The organism is Argonema antarcticum A004/B2, assembly GCF_023333585.1.
GTDB classification, from domain to species: Bacteria; Cyanobacteriota; Cyanobacteriia; order Cyanobacteriales; family Aerosakkonemataceae; genus Argonema; species Argonema antarcticum.
Genome location: NZ_JAIQZN010000016.1, coordinates 40,098 through 58,554 on the forward strand (window position 1 = coordinate 40,098; position 18,457 = coordinate 58,554).

11 protein-coding genes and 1 other RNA gene are annotated in these 18,457 nt (G+C 45.0%); 3 read left to right on the top strand and 9 right to left on the bottom strand.

Annotated features, from left to right (window positions below):
- Positions 1-7: 7 nt before the first annotated feature.
- The 6 genes from LAY57_RS09600 to corA all read right to left on the bottom strand — a co-directional run bounded on the left by LAY57_RS09600 (position 8) and on the right by corA (position 12,573).
- Positions 8-5,959, bottom strand: coding sequence for an ATP-binding sensor histidine kinase (locus LAY57_RS09600; protein ID WP_249066196.1), 5,952 nt, complete (start codon positions 5,957-5,959; stop codon positions 8-10).
- Positions 5,960-6,186: 227 nt separating this feature from the next.
- Positions 6,187-7,230: a Gfo/Idh/MocA family protein gene (locus LAY57_RS09605; RefSeq protein ID WP_249066197.1), complete on the bottom strand. Its 1,044-nt coding sequence runs from the start codon at positions 7,228-7,230 to the stop codon at positions 6,187-6,189.
- A gap of 386 nt (positions 7,231-7,616) precedes the next feature.
- Entirely contained in the window at positions 7,617-8,339 is a 723-nt protein-coding gene (gene rnc, locus LAY57_RS09610) for a ribonuclease III (protein WP_249066198.1), read from the bottom strand.
- Positions 8,340-8,496: 157 nt separating this feature from the next.
- Positions 8,497-8,920: RNase P RNA component class A (gene rnpB / locus LAY57_RS09615), an RNA gene on the bottom strand.
- A 95-nt stretch (positions 8,921-9,015) separates the two neighbouring features.
- A complete protein-coding gene (locus LAY57_RS09620) occupies positions 9,016-11,310 on the bottom strand; it encodes a site-2 protease family protein (protein WP_249066199.1) in 2,295 nt (764 codons plus the stop codon).
- A 96-nt stretch (positions 11,311-11,406) separates the two neighbouring features.
- Positions 11,407-12,573 carry a magnesium/cobalt transporter CorA gene (gene corA / locus LAY57_RS09625; protein ID WP_249066200.1) on the bottom strand — a complete coding sequence of 389 codons (1,167 nt, stop codon included), beginning with the start codon at positions 12,571-12,573 and terminating at the stop codon, positions 11,407-11,409.
- A 401-nt stretch (positions 12,574-12,974) separates the two neighbouring features.
- On the opposite strand from corA, the gene LAY57_RS09630 reads away from it, so the two are divergent.
- Together LAY57_RS09630 and LAY57_RS09635 are read left to right on the top strand one after the other, a co-directional pair.
- Positions 12,975-14,147, top strand: a complete 1,173-nt coding sequence (locus LAY57_RS09630; RefSeq protein WP_249066201.1) for a class I SAM-dependent methyltransferase — start codon at positions 12,975-12,977, stop codon at positions 14,145-14,147.
- 45 nt (positions 14,148-14,192) lie between these two features.
- A complete protein-coding gene (locus tag LAY57_RS09635; protein ID WP_249066202.1) occupies positions 14,193-15,299 on the top strand; it encodes a class I SAM-dependent methyltransferase in 1,107 nt (368 codons plus the stop codon).
- Positions 15,300-15,365: 66 nt separating this feature from the next.
- Here the strand turns inward: LAY57_RS09635 and LAY57_RS09640 are convergent, their stop codons facing one another.
- The 3 genes from LAY57_RS09640 to groL all read right to left on the bottom strand — a co-directional run bounded on the left by LAY57_RS09640 (position 15,366) and on the right by groL (position 18,224).
- Positions 15,366-15,746 (bottom strand): aspartyl protease, encoded by a 381-nt coding sequence (locus tag LAY57_RS09640; protein WP_338022384.1) that lies wholly within the window; start codon positions 15,744-15,746, stop codon positions 15,366-15,368.
- On the bottom strand, positions 15,731-16,048 hold the full coding sequence (locus LAY57_RS09645) for a hypothetical protein (RefSeq protein WP_249066203.1): 318 nt from the start codon (positions 16,046-16,048) through the stop codon (positions 15,731-15,733). Before LAY57_RS09645 ends, LAY57_RS09640 begins: the two co-directional genes overlap by 16 nt.
- Before the next feature lie 496 nt (positions 16,049-16,544).
- A complete protein-coding gene (gene groL / locus LAY57_RS09650; protein ID WP_249066204.1) occupies positions 16,545-18,224 on the bottom strand; it encodes a chaperonin GroEL in 1,680 nt (559 codons plus the stop codon).
- 51 nt (positions 18,225-18,275) lie between these two features.
- Here groL and LAY57_RS09655 point away from each other — a divergent pair, with 51 nt between their 5' ends.
- Complete coding sequence (locus tag LAY57_RS09655) at positions 18,276-18,422, top strand: hypothetical protein (RefSeq protein WP_249066205.1); 147 nt, start codon at positions 18,276-18,278, stop codon at positions 18,420-18,422.
- Positions 18,423-18,457: the final 35 nt, after the last annotated feature.

Here is an 18,457-nt window from a genome sequence, read left to right on the forward strand (position 1 = left end):
TCCTCGTTCACTTAATTGGTAGGGACACCGTAAAAGTAGTTTGACCTGGCATTGACTCCACCGAAATGTTACCCTCGTGTTTGTCAATTATCTTCTTGACAATATTCAATCCCAAACCGCTACCTTCTCCTGGAGGTTTTGTGGTGAAAAATGGATCGAAGATGCGCGACATAATTTTTGGATCTATTCCCGTGCCGCTATCGGTGATGCCGATCAGTAAGTTGGTATCTTGCTGCCTTGCATCAATGGTTAAGCTTCCCTTGTTACTCATCGCTTGTAAAGCATTATGGATTAGATTTGTCCAAACTTGATTAAGTTCGTCGGGATAGCACAGAATTGATGGCAAGGCCCGATCGTAGTTTCTGATCGTCTCTACACCATGTTTGAGTTGACTTTCATAAATGGTTAAGACAGTTTCAATTCCTTCTATTATATTTGCCTTTAGCTTATCTCCAGAATTGTCATAACGAGCATAGCTTTTCAGGGCAAAGACTATTTTGGCGGCACGGTTTGTGGCAGTCGTGATGATTTGCGTGCTTTTTTGGAGGCTAGCAAGTTGGTAGAGGTTGTTTAAAATATCTTCGCTTTTTGGATCTTTTAACAATGGCAAAAATGGTTCGATATTTTCATAAATGCCGAGGTCTACTAGGGTATCGGCAATCGTGTCAGCATTGGTAATTTCGCGATCGGAAAGTTGACTAACTAAAGCGCGTTTAAAAGCTCGTTTTTCTTTACTAGAAAATGTAGTTACTTGTCGAGTTGAATTTTGCAGCAAGGCAAAGAAGTCTTGCTGACGTTGTGGAGAAAGTTGTTGAAAAAATGCCGGTAATTTTTCTAGGTATAAAGTCATGAACTCGGCAATATTCTCAACGGATGAGCGAATTGCCCCCAAGGGAGTATTGATTTCGTGGGCAACCCCAGCAACCAGTTGACCTAAAGCTGCCATTTTTTCGGATTGGATTAGTTCTTCTTGGGTGGCTTGCAGGTGTTCCAGTGTTTGAGAGAGTTCTTGGGTGCGTTCTGCCACTTGGATTTCTAAGTTGCGATTGTATTCAGCTAATAACTTTTCGGCTTGTTTGCGTTCGGTGATGTCTTGAAAGGCGGCGAGTGCATAAGCCACATTACCTTCTGCATCATAAATAGGTGTTCCCCAAACTTCTAGGGGGATAATCTTGTTTTCTTGGTGAATTTCCATGTCGTCTATTGTCGCACGTTCCCCTTTCAATGCCTGCATTATCACAGTGCGTTCATAGGGAAAGAGTCGATCGCTTCCGGCGAGATAAGCTTGATAAACTTTTGTTAATTCATCGTCAGTGGCATGAGGTACTACTCCTTTGCCCAGCATCTGCTGTGCAGTTTGATTGACATAGCAGGGTTTACCTGCTGCATCTGCTACAAATATGCCCACCGGCATAGCTTCTAGGTATTGATTCAGCCGACTCTTGCTTTCGCGGACTTCTGCGTAGAGTTTGGCATTGGCGATCGCGATCGCTGCTTGCCCAGATAAAAGTTGCAGAACTTCCAATCTGTCAGGGGTAAAAGCTCCTGCAATCAAATTATTTTCTAGATAAACAATGCCGCTGAGTTGACCCTGATTCATCAGAGTAGCACACAAAATAGATTTAGTCTGATGTTTTTTGATGTAAGAGTCATTGGTAAAATTTCCCTCACTCATGGCATTATTCAAAACCACAGCTTCATTAGTGCGGACAACGTAGTTTATTATAGATACGGGTAGGGAATTATCAATAGGAATTGACTGCAAGACGATGATATCGGAATCTACTGCCCCCGATGCTTGAATCAGCAGTTGCTCTCCTTCTTCTGCCTGGGAATGTAAAATTAGGTAGCCAACTTGCGCCCCGGCATTTTCGATGAGAATTTTCATCAATTTTGCGAGTAACTTATCCAGCACCATTTCGCCGGAAATCGCTTGCGATGCTTTCATAACTGTGGCTAAATCCAAAACTGACGCTGACTGAATGCCAGTAGAGATACTGCTAGTTATCGTGCCACCGTCTGAAATCCTCTTGGCTGCTCCGATGCGTCTGAGTAACTGCGGATAATTTGACTCTAAATGCTTGACTTTTGCCGTTGCTCCCCAGCGAGAATAGCAGTAGTAGGCATCAGTCATATAAACTTGGGCAATTTTATCTTTGCCCCATGAAAGGTAGAATTTCGCAGCTAGTTCGTTGGCAAGGGCTTCTTCGTTGATATACTCATTTTGTTTGGCTTCAGCAATCGCGCGATCGTACATCTCTAGGGCTTCTACATATTGACCGAGTACCCGATGTCGTTCGGCTTCCACTAGATAAAATTTCTGTAAGTGATTCATGGGAGCATAATGCGCCCATTTCTGCATCTTTTCCTGGTTAGCTATTACCTGTTCTATCAGGGCTTGTTGTTCGGATTTTTCGGCGCTAGCATACAAGCCCAGCCTTGCTAAAGAATCATAGAAATGGAAGACAGGAACAGCTAGCATTCCAACCACGCCGTCTAAATATTCCGCTGCTTTGGTGGCATTTTCAACCGCTTGAAAATAGTCGTAAAACAAATAACTTAAAATTAGTTTATTTAAATATAAATAATTCAGTGATAACCGGTCATTTGCAGCTAAAAACTCTGGCAATAATTGTTCTTCGTTGTAAACTTCGCCAATTAATACACTAGGACTTTTAGTCTCGTAGTTCAAATTTAAAACTGATTGATGAAAAACATCCATCTTTTGTCTAATTTGACCTATATCGCGACTGTATTTAGCCGTATCCTTAACAAGTTCATTTAAATCTTTACCGATAAAATATGAATTTTGAAAATTCACAATTGCACAATAACCAGCCCATTCAAACTCTCCCGTTTCTAGTCCAACTTGATAACCTAATTCTAAATAAATTAATGTTGAAGCGACCGATTCTTTCCAATGATATATATGTCCTGCAACCGCTTCAAATGTCATGGCTTTAAGTGAATTATCGTTGAAAATAGACAATACATTTAAAGCTAACTTGCCAAATTGATAACCAGATTTAATGTCGAATACTACGCCACACAAAATTGCTCCGTAAGTAGCATAAGCATAGCTAGACCAAGGGGCATTTCCATATTTAATAGATAGATTAACTTCTTCGCACACAATCAACGTAAACATGGGAGGAGCTACCATATAGGCAGCAGGAACTATCCTCGCTAGGATACGCATAGCTGCTAACTTGTCTGGATCGGTCATTTTTGGCAGGTGAATTAATCGATCGATCTGCCTCCCGTTCAAATTTGAAATTGTTTGTTCCAGTTTTCGCTGAATATCGGACAAGCTAGGTTGTTCGGTCAAATTTATACCCAATAATTTCAGAACTTGTAGCCCAATTTTGAGTACTTCGAGCAATCTAGCTTTTACTTGATAAGCTTGAATTTTAACTTCATACACTTTCACGCGATCGAGCAAAGTTTTGGCTTGTTGCAGCACTACTTCTACCAGTGTCTCCATCTGCTCAAAGTCGCCCGATAAATATGCCGCCTCCGCTGCTAATTCATAAAGTGCCAGGGTCATGTTATACTGTGTTTGCCAGCTATCTTCTGCTAAAAGTTCGCGCCCCAAATTAAAATACCTGCTTGCCGCCCCATAAGCTGTCGCTGCTTTGGCTTTTTTACCTGCGATCGCATTCAGTCTGGCAATTTCATCTTTTTCCGCTCGACTGATATGCATAGACGTTAAATTCAACGTTTCTACAACACCAAGATTGAGATGATCGACGATCGCAAATATGTTCTCTGATAACGCCTCTGGCGTGGTATTCCGCAACAGCAAGCGACCTATTTGCAAATGAACCGCTTTTTTCTGCTTTTTATCGATCAAAGCATAAGCCGCTTGTTGGACGCGATCGTGCAAGAATTTGTAATTTTGAATTAGCAATCGATCGTCTAATTCTGATGTCGGCAAAATGAACCCAGACTTAACTGCCGTAACTAGGTCTGAAAAAATTTCTGAGGGTGATTTTTCACAGATAATCGAAAGGGTGTTTAAGTCAAAAAATGCCCCCACACAAGCCGCCAAGCGTAGCACCTCCTGCGTTGATTCTGGCAGTTTCTGCAACTTACCTATAATCAACTCTACCACATTGTCTGTGATGCCCTTCGCCTCAATTTCTGCAATATCCCATTGCCAAACATGATGCTCACAATCAAATGCCAGCAGGTTTTCTGCGTACAAAGTTTTCAGAAATTCATTTACAAAGAACGGATTGCCAAGAGTTTTCCGCACTACCAATTCTGCCAAGGGTTTTACTGAGTTAGGATCGCTGTGTAATGTGTCGGCAATCAAGTGGCTAATATGCTCTACATCTAAAGGATTCAAGGTGATAAAATTGACATTTTTTCCTTTATTTTGTAACTCATCAAGCATGAGGAGTAACGGATGGGAAGCGTTGACTTCGTTATCGCGATACGCCCCTATAAAAAATAAGTATTTCGTATTTGCATCTGTCATCATTAGCTCAATTAACTTCAGAGATGCTCCGTCTGCCCACTGGAGATCGTCCAGAAAAATAACCAATGGATGAGCTTTGGAGCCAAATGCCCGGATGAAGTTTTGGAAAACAAGATTAAAGCGATTTTGCGATTCTTGCGGCCTTAATTCTGGTACGTCTGGCTGCTTGCCCACAATCAATTCCACTTCGGGAATAACATCTATAATTACCCTACCTTGCTGGCCGAAAGCAGCTAGGAGTTTGTCTCGCCATTGGTTTACCTGTGCTTCGCTTTCAGTTAAGAGTTGCTTCACCAATCCCTCCAAGGCGACTACCACAGCAGAATAAGGAATATTGCGTTGAAATTGATCGAATTTACCTGAAATGAAATAGCCGCGCTTTTCTGTAATCGGTTTGTAAATTTCAGCTACCAGGGATGATTTACCGATACCGGAATAACCGGCTATCAGCATCATTTCGATTTTGGATTTTGGATTTTGTATTTTGTATTTGGCAATTTCTACAACTGGTTTGTCCTGGGGAGACGCTACGCGATCGAAAGCTGCGAGAAGATCTTTAACTTCGGCTTCACGTCCGTAAAGTTTTTGAGGAATAAGAAACTTGTCGGAAATATCTTGTGTACCCAGCGTCAAATCTGATATATTTCCATGACGCTGTAATTGAGTCAAACATTTTTCCAAATCGGCTTTAATTCCCCAGGCACTTTGGTATCGTTCTTCAGCCGTTTTCGCCATCATTTTCATCACAATATCTGACAGTGCTTTGGGAATATCGGGATTTAATTGATGGGGGCAAATTGGCTGTTTAGCAATATGACAATGCACCAATTCGAGGGGGTCGATGGTAGCAAAAGGCAATTGTCCGGTCAGCAGTTCGTAGAACGTGACGCCAAGGGAGTAAAAATCCGTGCGGTAATCTAGGAAGCGGTTCATTCTCCCTGTCTGTTCGGGAGATATATATGCTAAAGTACCTTCTAAAATATTGGGATTTTTGAGGGTAGGATTTTCGCGGGTTAAGACGGTGGAAATGCCAAAGTCGATAATTTTGAGTTGCCCTGTTTCTGGGTGAAAAACTATATTGGAGGGATTAATATCTTTGTGGATTATATTGGCAGTGTGAATATGGCCTAAACTATCAGCAATAGCAATAGAGATCGCTAAAAATTCAGCTAGGTTAAATTTCCGGCTATCCATCAATATCTTTAAGGATTCGCCGCCAAAATCTTCAAAAATAATGACGAGAGTATTCTGATAATTTTGTAAACCATAAGCTTTGATGGTGCCATCAATATTCAGGTTGCAGGCGATCTCATATTCTTGCTTATATCTGCGGATCTCCTCTGGTGTGGGATAGTCTTGTTTCAGCACTTTGAGGATAACAGGTTGGTTATCCTTCTGAAGGATGCCTCGATACACTTCAGAGTTAGGACTGTCATAGATTTTAGCTGTAACTGCAATGCCGGTCAGGTTGAGCATAGTATAGCTAGGGACTAGGGGCTAGGGGCTTTCTGGCTAGGGAAAGTTTTGAATTTTGAGTTAAAAGAGGGAAGAGGGAAGAGGGAAGAAGGGTCTAGAATCAGGGGTTTGGTGGAATTAAGAACGTCCTAACTGCCGAGAAGGTTGCTATAGTCTTAAATCGTTGGGTTTTGCGATAGCGAAACCCAACCTACAAATTGAGCTACGATTGTTAGTTTTAAATCCGACTAAAATCTAAGTGGATCGGGAACAGTAACGGGCACTCCACCTTGCTCTAATGATTCTGTTATAGCACGCAGAATTTGGACTAAATGAGCGCCAACCCAGCCAGAAGAAACCTTTGAGGTGGTGTTGTTGCTAACACAATCAAGAAAGTGTTGGCAAACTTGTTTTAGAGGTTCTCCTGGTTCGATATTTACGACTTCATGGCTTTGATTTACAGGGGTAAATCGGTTGCCGCTTTGGTCTAAGCTTCCATGCTGTATGCTGAGGGGTGATTTTGTCGATAATTCGTCAAAAATTAAAGTACCCTGACTGCCTACGACTCCCAGACGCCTCTGTTTATCGGGATTCAACCAACACAGATGGATATATGCTTGAAATCCGCTGGGGTAGGTAAGCGTCACCCAAACCAAGTCGGCTAAACCGCTTTGCAGCCAAACGTTGCCAGTAGCTTGTACTTTTATTGGCGTTTCCCCTAGCCAGGTGTTGAAAATGGCGATATCGTGGATGGCTAAATCCCATAAGGCATCGACATCCGGGCGCACTGGGCCAAGGTGGGTTCGGGTGGCGTAACCGTAGCGCAAGTCTCCCAGTATTCCCTTTTGGATGACAGTTTGTCCGCCAATTACTGCGGGATGAAATAAATAGGTGTGATCTACTACAAGTTGGCGCTGGTGTTGTTCTGCTAGGTGGCAGAGTTCCAGGCACTCAGCTGGGTAGAGGGTTAAAGGTTTTTCTGCGAGGACGTGGTAGCCTTGCTGGAGGGCGTCAGCGATTAAGGTGTAGTGGGTTGTGGCTGGGGTGACGATCGCAACAGCATCCAGTCCCGGTAATTCTCGTACTTGGGCCCAGTCGGTTGCCAGCACTATGCTCTCGTCGAACTGATAGCGCGATTGCGCTGCACGCACGCTACGCGATCGCAAAGCTTCTAATCTCTCCGGGTTGGGGTCTACCACCGCCACTAAATGCGCTTGGGGATTTTCTAAGAAGTTTCGCACCAAGTGGATACCCCATCGCCCAGCCCCTAATACAGCAATTTTAATTGTCATTGGTTATTTGTTATTGCAAAAGGGAAGATTTTAGATAAAGTAGAAGAATTGAGAAATCGAACAACGTTGCTACGCTTTTATTAGTTTGTCGTCATTCATCCCTGCCTAAAATGTGGTTTTTTTGATAGTATTTTTAGGTAGGTACTTCTGACGACATTTCTGTTAAATCTGAAATTTTAACTCTGAAATCTGAAATTATATCGTGTCCGGTTGCATCGTTAGTATATGAGTGAGATCGTCAAATTGTCTGTTGTCATCGTTGGTTAAATTTTTACCGCAGATGTAGGCGCTTCGCCTTCCCGTAGGGTAGACAGATGAACGCAGATGAACGCAGATAAGAATAATCACACGATTTTTTTAGGTAACCAATGCGTAAGGACATGATATTATTCATTTGACATTTTAACTTTTGATTGCTCAAAAGCAACTTTTGCAGCAGCTTGTTCGGCTGCTTTTTTCGATCCTCCTTTTCCGGTTCCCCAAGTTTGTCCCAGTACTTTGACAACTGCGGTAAACATTTGTAGATTACCTCGAATTGGCTTCATTTCCTTAACTTCATATTCGGGTAAAACCTTGTAGTAGCTCTGGGTAAGTTCCTGGAGTGCTGCTTTATAATTGCGACGGGCTGGGTCGCTGCGAATTTCTGCGGCTAATTGTTTAAAGTGGGTAGCTAACCAGGGTAGCACTAATTCCAAAGTGTGTGTACTTAGGTAGAGAGCGCCCAACACAGCTTCTAAAGCGTCTGCCAGCCTAGTTTCCCGTCCGGCAATGTCTCCTGCCGCACTCCGATCGAGCAGTAGGTATGCTTCTAATCCATAACTATCGGCTATTTGTGCCAGGATGCGATCGCTCACCAATTCCGCCCGAATCCCCGAAAACTCACCTACACTACAGTCGGGATAAGTTTCCCATAAAAATTCTGCTGCTGCCAGCCGCACCACGGCATCTCCCACAAACTCTAGCTGTTCGTAGTTAGCCTCAGCCGAAAAAGTCGGATGAGTTAGCGCCAAGTCCAGTAGGTGCCACTCAACAGGCACTTTTTCAGGTAGTCCAAGCTTTTGCAGCAAGCTTTGGAGTTGCTTTTGACGGCGGGGATAAGTGAGATTCATGGAAGTTAGGCCGATTTCTTTAAAAAAGACTTACGCTTTTCGCCCCCCTAGCCCCCCAAATCTGGGGGGAACAGGACTCTTCTCCCCCCAGTTTTGGGGGGTCGGGGGGGCAAAACCAAGGTTTTTGCGTAAGTCCTGTTTAAAAAAGAAAAGAGAGGAAGAGAGTCGGACATAAGCCGGGTTCTGTTTTCAAGGCCCACGTGGAGCTTTGAAGGCGGTTATCTATCTGGGACGCCTGTTACCAGACGCCTCTAGCGGTACACAATAAGCGGAACGGGTAAAAGACCAACCGTAGTTCCTCCGACCTTGCTCCCAACCGGGGTTTACCGAGCCAACGCCTCTCGACGCTGCTGGTGCGCTCTTACCGCACCTTTGCACCCTTACCCCTAGCAAATCAAAAGTAAAAAGTTTTATTTTTGACTTTTGACTTTTGACTTTTGACTTTCTAGGGGCGGTATCTTTCTGTGGCACTATCCTCACGGTCACCCGCACTGGGCGTTATCCAGCAAGTTTGGTCTTTCGGGAGCCCGGACTTTCCTCAGACTAGCTTTCGCTAGCCCGCAACTGCCTGCGCCTACTCTCTCCCCTTATCATTTTAGATTGTGAATTTTAGATTTTAGATTTTAGATTAGGAATTTGGATATGGGGCAGAGAGGATGAGATCTGTTTGTTTTTCTCAGTTGCGATCTTCTTCTTCTATAGCTTTGTAAAGAGCCTCTGCTTTTTGCCGATCGACGATCGCACCCTTATCGTCTCCTAAACGACGACGAATTTCGCTCCGCAGGTCATAGGCATCAGGCTGGTTTGGATTTAGCTCGATCGCATAGTTCGCATCGGTAAGGGCACCTTTGTAGTCCTGTAGCCGCTCACGAGCGTATCCGCGAGCGAGGTAAGCCGAGATGTTTTTGGAATCCAATTTGATAATTTCGCTATAATCTGCGATCGCACCTTTGTAGTCCTTTAACATATTACGCATTTGTGCCCGTCTGCGATAGATCTTGATATCTTTGGGGTTGAGACGCAAAAGATAGTCGTAATCTTGATTCGCACCTTTATAGTCTCGTAACCTAGCACGAAGGCTAGCACGGCTAAGGCGATATCCAATGTCGTTGGGTTTTAAGCGTACAAGGTGATCGTAATCTGCCATAGCTCCCCGATCGTCACGCAGCCACATCCGCGCCCGCGATCGCTTAACATAAGCATTGATATCATTCGGATTTAAGCGCAAAGCTTCGGTTGCCTGCTCAACTTCTCTTTTTTTAGCTTCCGTTGCCCGTTTTCGTAATTTTTGCGGATTTTGAAACGAGTAAGAGATTATTCTAGCCCAATTAGGCGCGATCGCTTGAAGAGTGCCGATCGTACCTCCGAATAAGCTGACAAAGTAAAGCATTACCAGCAATACTATTGTTGTCCGCTTGGCACCGGATTCGTGGTGACGTTGGATTAAATCTTTCGCCAGTACATATCTCTTGCTAAAGGGCAAATTTCCGTAGCCCATCTGCTTCAGATTCTGGAAGATAGAATACAGAAGATTTTCTCGATTTTCAGGTGGGTTTTGCCGGAGTTCCTTCCGCAACCACGAATTCACTTTGGCACTGCGGAAACTATTTGGAATACTCAAAGATATCAAGATAGCGAATAACAACAACATCGGTTGACCGATACCAAGCAATCCCAAGATAATGACACCAAATACCTTGAAAATTACGCCAATGTAAGGATGGCGAGAAAACAATAGCAGGTCGGCAATTTGTCCGCCATCAAGCGGGTAAACTGGGAGCAGATTAAACAGGTTAAGACCAATCAGTATCCAGCTAGCTTGTTGCACCCAACCAGGATAGCTACCGTCACGAGACGCGATCGCTAATCCCATCCCAAGAATCAACCCAGGCAAAGGCCCTGCCAGCAATATCCAAAACTTTTGAGTGAGTGTCGCGTCTTCTTTGCGAGCAGTTGCTACAGCACCCAGAAACGGTAGGAAGAGGAGAGAAGTATCTTGATAGCCGAAAAGTTTCATCGACAACAAGTGTCCGCTTTCATGGAACAACAGTGCGCCCATAAAGATTGCGAAACTTTGCAGAGAAAAAAGTTTCATATAGCTAGCGATAAACAACGCCAGACTGCCTAGTAGCAGCCAAGTGCGTAATTTTTTGTTAACAATTCCCTGCTGCAATTGTTCCATACGCTGAAATCCCTCAACTTCCAGTTCTACGGGGATTTCAACCTGGATAGTTGAATCTGTTTTGGCTTGTTGTCTGCGTTGCTTGATGATACCTGCTGCCTTCGATCCACCCTGTATTGTCTTGTGGGATGTTTTTAACGCTGTCAACCAATCGATCTGAAATAATTCTGCTTCCTTGATTGGCGATATATTACCTGCCTTTGCCAAACAATCAATGTAATCTTTAATAAATATCTGTAGCGTCTTGGCAAAAGTATCTGGTGCTAAATTACAGGGCGTTTTGGTTGCCGCTAATTGATTTAATTTATCTTGGTGAGCTTGCCATTGCACCGATGTTTTATCTGTATAACGATCTTCGATAATGAAGTTAGGAATCTCACCTATAATGCCATACGCCTTACCGTTCATGGTAAGCAACAAACTTCTGTCTTCAAAGAAGGTGAAGAACTCAATGTCAAACAAATTGACAGGCTCAGCCGGACGACGAATGGAGACTATCGCATAGGTTTTGAGCGTTTCATTATACAGCAATATCTGCCAACTTGTGGGAGGGTAAACCTTTACTATTGACTCAACCTGCAAATAGCTGCATGGTTTGAAATCCAATTGTTCTAGCTCTCTAATTGGAGTTTGAAATAACTCTTTGAGGTAAGTAGGAACTTTGTCAGCTTTTTGAAGCTCGTACTTTGGGTATTGGACTGGTAACTTGCGAATCTGCAAAAATGTGATGAGATAGCGGATCACATACAGCAGTGCATAGATAGCGATCGGGTAGAGCAGGTATTGCATAGCAATCTCACAGTTTAAACTACGCTTAGTGTTCCCATATAGAAGAAGGTTGTAACCATATTATCCGATCGCGTCCAATTCACACTTGACTTGCCCTTAATCTTTCTTGATTGTAGAAAAATTATCGAACCAGCCCCGACGCCAGAAAAAGTAGATTAGACCAGAGGCGATCGCAATCATAACAGCCCAGCAAAACGGATAGCCCCAGTACCAGTTGAGTTCTGGCATATTCAAGGGGGATTTTTCTGTATCAAAGTTCATCCCATACACGCCAGCGATGAAAGTTAGCGGAATAAAAATTGACGAAATCACAGTCAGCAGTTTCATAATTTCATTCATTTTGTTGCCGACACTGGACAGATAAACATCCATCAAGCCGGAAGACAGTTCTCGATAAGTCTCCACAATATCCATCACCTGAACTGCGTGGTCGTAACAATCTCGCAGATAAATTCGCACATCGGAACCAATCAGACTGCTGCCATCTCGAATCAGGTTATTTATGGCATCTCGCTGCGGCCAAATAGCGCGGCGGAGTGTGAGCAAATCGCGTTTGACTTGATAGATTTTTTCTAGCGTGTGCCGCGTCGGGTTAGTCACCACTTCATCTTCTAGTTCTTCAATCTGCTCACCATAGATTTCTAGCACTGGGAAAAAGCCATCAATAATCGAATCTAACAAGGCATAGGCTAGAAAATCGGCTCCACGCTGGCGGATCGTACCTTTGTCGTGGCGAATGCGATCGCGCACCGGTTGGAAACAATCGCGCTCTGCCTCCTCCTGCACTGTAAGCAGATAATACTTGCCTAAAACAAAACTGACTTGCTCGCTGTAAAAACCATTACCTTTCTCCTTGGGCATCACCATTCGAGCAATAATCACCAGCTGGGAATCCAAATCGTCCACTTTAGGTCGCTGGGGTACATTGACCACATCTTCCAGAACCAGGGGATGCAAATCAAACACTTGACCCATTCGCCGCCAAATGTTTTCATTTCCTAAGCCGAGTACGTCCACCCAAGAAACCGACTCCGTATCCAAATAAGGAACGCAAGCTTCCGGTGTATCGAGTTGAACGCGGGTGGCTTTGCTAGCGCAGTAATCGATCAACACAATGGAGGGCGGCGCGGCATCATCCTCAAGGTCAAGAGTCCCCGGCATACTCCCTGGTTTGTCGTAGTTGAAATCAATGTAAGATTCATCTTCATCTTTGGCATGGGGTGGTGCAGCTAATTCAGAAGGTGGGAAACGTTTATCTGCCATGTTGGTTCACTTGGAAGCTATAGCAAAAGTCAAAAGTCACTCATTCAAAAGTCAAAAGTGAAATGCTTTCTGTGAATTGATTCTAGCGTTTTAGTACGTCTTAACCGACGAGAGCGGTTGCTATACTTGAGCGGGATATTAAGGTGGGCGTAAATAAACTGAACTCCCAGAAACCGGGTTTCTAAGGGCCTGACAGTTTTACGTTTAATGATGCCCACCTACTTAATCAAATTCTGGACGACAAAAGTGACATTTTCAGGACTTACGCAGAAAGCCCCCAGAGTTGGGGGCTTTCTGCGTAAGTCCTGATTTCCATAGCTCCGGGTTCGATTCCATACCTTAACATCACTAATGAGATAATCTTTAGAATTTGAGTTCTAGCAATTGACCGATCGGCCCAAATGAAGACAATCAAACCAACCGAACCAATTCAGACACGGGGAAACCTGGACAAAGTAGTCATCGAAAACGATGTTTTGCACTTAGGGGGCTGGGTAGCCTCAGTTGACGCAGGCCCTGTGGAAGGCTTCAAGATTGTCTGTGCAGGTAAAGAGTTGACCGACTTTGTGATGGCTTTGGGCCTTGATAGCCCTGACGTGGAGGAGATGTTTCCAAAGCTAGACTGCTCTGAAAAAGCTCGGTTTCATATTAATGTGTTTTTGAACGAACAACAGCAAGAACAGGTTCGGGATTCCCTGATCGTTTTAACGCCGTTGTTCGAGGGTAGAGAAGGATGCCTCCTGCTCGATCTGCTAGAACCTTCCCTACCGCTCCCAGACAGCGATTTGCGGGGCTTTATCGGCGCAAACGTCAACTTTACCGACGCTGCGATCGAATTTCTCGGCTACTTTTTGCAAAAGGGTGGCCTCAAACCGACAGAAAACGTCCTCGATATTGGCTGCGGTGCAGGTCGCATGGCTTATGCTCTAGCTTACTACTTGGCACCCACAGCCCGATATGAGGGATTTGATATCGCACAACCGTTGATCGAATGGGCTGGGAAAAACATTACTGCTCGCTTTCCCAACTTTAATTTTCGCCAGGTCAACATCTACAATAAACTTTATAACCCGGATGGAACTTTGCAAGCGACGGAATTTGCTTTCCCTTATGAGGATGAAACCTTCGACTTCGCGTTGCTGACTTCAGTCTTCACTCATTTACCATCTGAGGAGGTTCGCCATTACCTGGACGAAATTGTGCGAGTTCTCAAGCCAGGTGGTCGTTGTCTATGTACCGTTTTGCTGCACAACGAGGAGTCCCAAAAGCTGATGGAGGAAGGCAAAAGTACCGCTAACTTGGTTTACCAAATCGATGATTATTTCGCTACCAGCCCGGATGTGCCGGAAAGGTTCATTGGTTTCCCAGAAGATTTGCTGCTGACGTGGATTTGCGATCGCGGTTTCACCCTACAGGGCAAGTACTATGGCGATTGGTGTCGCCGCACCGAGTTCACCAGTCACCAAGACATACTGGTTTTCCAAAAAGATTGCTCTTTCCTTTTCCGTATGCAGATGTTCGCAAAGAAGATTTACCGGATGTTCCAAAGTCGCAACATGAATGAAAAAGCTTGACTTTAGTACCAAATAGCATAGTAATTCTGAAAGAGCCAGACCTTTATGAAGACAATCACACCAACTCAACTGGTTCAAATGCGCGGGAACATCGACAAAGCAGTCATCGAAGACAATGTGTTGCTGTTAATAGGCTGGGCAGCTTCAGTTAATGCAGGCCCTGTGGAAAGCTTAAGGGTTTCATATTCAGGTAAAGAATTCACTGACTTTGAGATGGCTTTCGGCATCAAGAGTCCTGATGTCAAGGAAATATTCCCAAATCTAGAATGCGGGCAGAAGTCGCGGTTCCGCATTCGCATACCTCTCAATCTAGAAGAACAACAACAAATTCGCGATTCCCTCATTGTTGTGACTCCCTTATTCAAAGAGGGAGAGGGAGGAACCATACTCTACCTGCTAGAACCTTCCTTACCGCTTCCGAGTGAGGATGACAGCGAATTGATGATCTGGATAGGGTCAAATGCTCTAGACACCTTCAGTCGCACAGCGATCGAGTTTCTCGGCTACTTTTTGGAAATGGCCGCTCTCAAACCGACTGACTCGGTACTTGATGTTGGCTGCGGTATGGGCCGCATAGCCTACACCCTAGCCTACTACTTGGCACCGACAACCCGATACGAGGGGTTTGATATTATGGAGCCACTAATTCAATGGGCTCACAATAATATTACTCCTCGCTTTCCCAACTTCAACTTCCGTCGAGTAGACATTTATAACAAGCTTTATAACCACAACGGAACTTTGCAAGCGACGGAGTTTGTTTTCCCCTACGAGGACGAAAGTTTCGACTTTGTTTTTCTGGGTTCTGTATTTACTCACATACCCGCTTGTGAGGTTCGTCATTATCTAGAAGAAATCTACCGGGTTCTCAAACTGGGGGGTCGTTGTCTATGTACCGTCTTCATGCACAACGAGGAGTCGGCAAAACTGATTGCAGCAGGCAAAAGTTCTGCTAATCTGGTTCACGAGATCGATGATTATTTTGCCACCAGCTTGGATATGCCGGAGATGTTCACTGGGTTTAAAGAAGACTTGCTGCTGGAGTGGATTTGCGATCGCGGTTTCACAGTGAAAGGCAAGTATTACGGCTTGTGGTGTGGCCGCAGCGAACACACCAGTTACCAGGATATTCTGATTCTGCACAAAGATTGAACTAGATTCGGTGTAGGTGTAGGGTGCGTTACGCTTAGGCTAACGCACCTTAAAATAGCTGAACCCTCAACTTTCTCCCAAAGTCAACACACCTGACTGCATATCCACTACCAACCGGCGATTTTTCAACCACTGACGACCGATTAAAACTTCTGGAATTCCCTCTCCAACATGAACGGCAATATCAAACTCTTCTCCATCTATTCGTACTTTTCCTACATAAATCTCAAAAACAAAATCTCCTTGTGCTGTTCCCATCATTTGCTCATCTAAATAAGTCCAATTAACTCCCTCTATATCCTGCTTGTTCATTGCTAGCCACCCTGAAAATCCCGTATCCAGCATGGCATCAACTGGTAGTTCTAAGCCGTTATCAACTATCAACTCTATTTCAAAAAATAGCTCATCTCGATCGCCAAACTTCCCATGTATCATATTGTGCCGCACACCCCTGTCTCATTGATTCTGAAAACGTGCAGCCTAGCATTTGGGTGCTTTTGATGCGCTATCTTTGCCACTACTAATTCATCCTTATCAATAAAATAATCTCCACTATCAGGCTCAACTGCCATGTACCAGTTGTAGTGAGTTTTTATCAATTCTGGCTGAACACGATCGAAAACTACTTTGGAATGCTGACGAAATGCTGCTCTTTCAGCGTGCCACTGGTTTATCTCTTCTTGAGACATCGTTCGTTCCGGATATAATCTTCCTCGGCGTACTGTGCGAGTGGGCTTTGTTTCTGCCATTCTTTTTCCCTCTTTTTTTGAAATCTTTATGATAAGTAGGTGGGCATAATTAAACGTAAAACTCCAGGCCCTTAGAAACCCGGTTTCTCCAAGAAACCGGGTTTCTGGGAGTTCACTTTATTTAAGCCCACCTACTTATACCAAATCCGCAACGATTACCCCCTTTATATGGATCGGCTGTAGAGACGTTTCATGAAACGTCTCTACAATGTTTATGCCAAAAATTAAAGGGGGTAACAAACCCGGGTTTGGTATTATAGCTAGGGACTAGGGGCTAGGGGCTAGGGACTAGGGAAGAGGGAAGAGGAAAAAGCTTACTCTGTAAGGGATTATGGACTAAAGGTAACAGTTGGAGTTGGCTTAATCGCCCTGGCGGTTGCTATATATCCGCATTTTAGGCGATCGCCACAAAAAAAGCAGCTTGTCTGGTAAACAAGCTGCTGTAATGAATCATTGGTCATTGTCAAAATTCTACTAATGACTAATGACTAAAGGGCTACATCATACCCATGCCGCCCATGCCGCCCATGCCGCCCATGCCGCCCATGCCGCCCATGCCGCCCATGCCGCCCATATCGGGGGCTCCGCCAGCGGGTTTTTTCTCAGGCTTTTCGACAACTAAACCTTCGGTAGTTAAGACCATACTGGCAATAGAAGCGGCGTTTTGCAGGGCCGATCGCACGACTTTTGCTGGATCGATAATTCCAGCTGCAATCATGTCTTCAAATTTATCGATCAGGGCGTTATAACCGATGTTGAATTCGGTGTTTCGCACGTTCTCGACAATCACAGCACCTTCGACGCCTGCGTTATCGGCAATTTGGCGCAATGGTGCTTCTAGCGCTTTGCGGATAATCTCTGCACCGATCTTTTCTTCGGCATCCAAGCTGTTTTTGATCTCGTCGATCTTTTTGGTCAAATGAATTAGCGTAGTGCCGCCACCGGGTACGATGCCTTCTTCCACAGCCGCTTTGGTGGCGTTGAGGGCATCTTCGATCCGCAGCTTGCGGTTTTTCAGTTCGGTTTCGGTGGCTGCACCAACTTTAATCACCGCAATTCCACCCGCAAGTTTGGCAATCCGTTCTTGCAGTTTTTCTTTGTCGTAATCGGAGTCGGCTTCTTGCAGTTGCGTGCGAATTTGGCCGATTCGCTTTTGCACGTCTGCTGTGGTTTCGCTACCAGCGACGATGATGGTGGTTTCTTTATCGATCGTGATTTTGCGGGCAACTCCCAGCATATCGAGGGTGACGCCATCCAAGCTGAGTCCGACTTCTTCGGAAATCATTTGACCGCCGGTGAGGACGGCGATATCTTGGAGCATAGCTTTGCGGCGATCGCCAAATCCAGGTGCTTTGATCGCGACGGCATTTAATACACCTCTGGCTTTGTTTACCACTAAGGTTGCTAAGGCTTCTCCATCAACATCTTCGGCTATCACCAGTAAGGGTTTACCCAAACGGGCAACTTTCTCCAAGACGGGTATCAAATCTTGGATGACGCTAATCTTTTTGTCGGTGAGGAGGATGCGGACATCTTCGTATTCCACTGTCATCCGTTCGTTGTTGGTGACGAAGTAGGCGGAAATGTAGCCGCGATCGAGCTGCATTCCCTCGACTACTTCCAGTTCGGTTGTCAGGGACTTAGATTCTTCAACGGTAATCACGCCGTCTTTGGTGACTTTCTCCATCGCTTCGGCGATCATGGCCCCGACTTCTTCGTCGTTACCGGCAGAGATGGTTGCTACTTGTGCGATCGCTGCACCTTCTACTGGCTTAGCGACTGCTTCGATTTCCTTCACCAAGGCGACAATCGTTTTTTCGATGCCATGTCGCAAGGCGACTGGATTTGCACCCGCTGCTACGTTCTTCAAGCCTTCGTGAATCATCGCTTGGGCTAGGACTGTGGCGGTGGTGGTGCCATCACCGGCGACATCTTTGGTTTTGGAGGCGACTTCCCGAATTAGGTGGGCACCCGTGTTTTCTAAGGGGTCTTCTAATTCAATTTCTTTGGCGATCGTAATCCCGTCGTTGACAATTTCCGGTGCGCCAAACTTCCTTTCCAGTACCACATTGCGACCTTTTGGCCCCAAGGTAATCCGAACGGCGTCGGCTAAGGCGTTGACGCCCTTCTCTAACGCCCGCCGAGACTCTTCATTAAATGCAACGATTTTTGCCATATTCTGTTTCCACTCGCTTCCATTAGCCAATTTAGCACTCTCTGCGTCCGAGTGCTAATCTCTTGGGGATTGGTCAGTGGTCAGTGGTCAGTGGTCAGTTGTCATTGGTCAGTGGTCGGTGGTCATTGGTCAGTTGTCATTGGTCATTCTCCCCCACTCTCCCACTCTTCCCATCTTCCTCTAGCCCCTAGTCCCTAGCCCCTAGCCCCTCGCAAGAGCCCCTATTTTCTTTT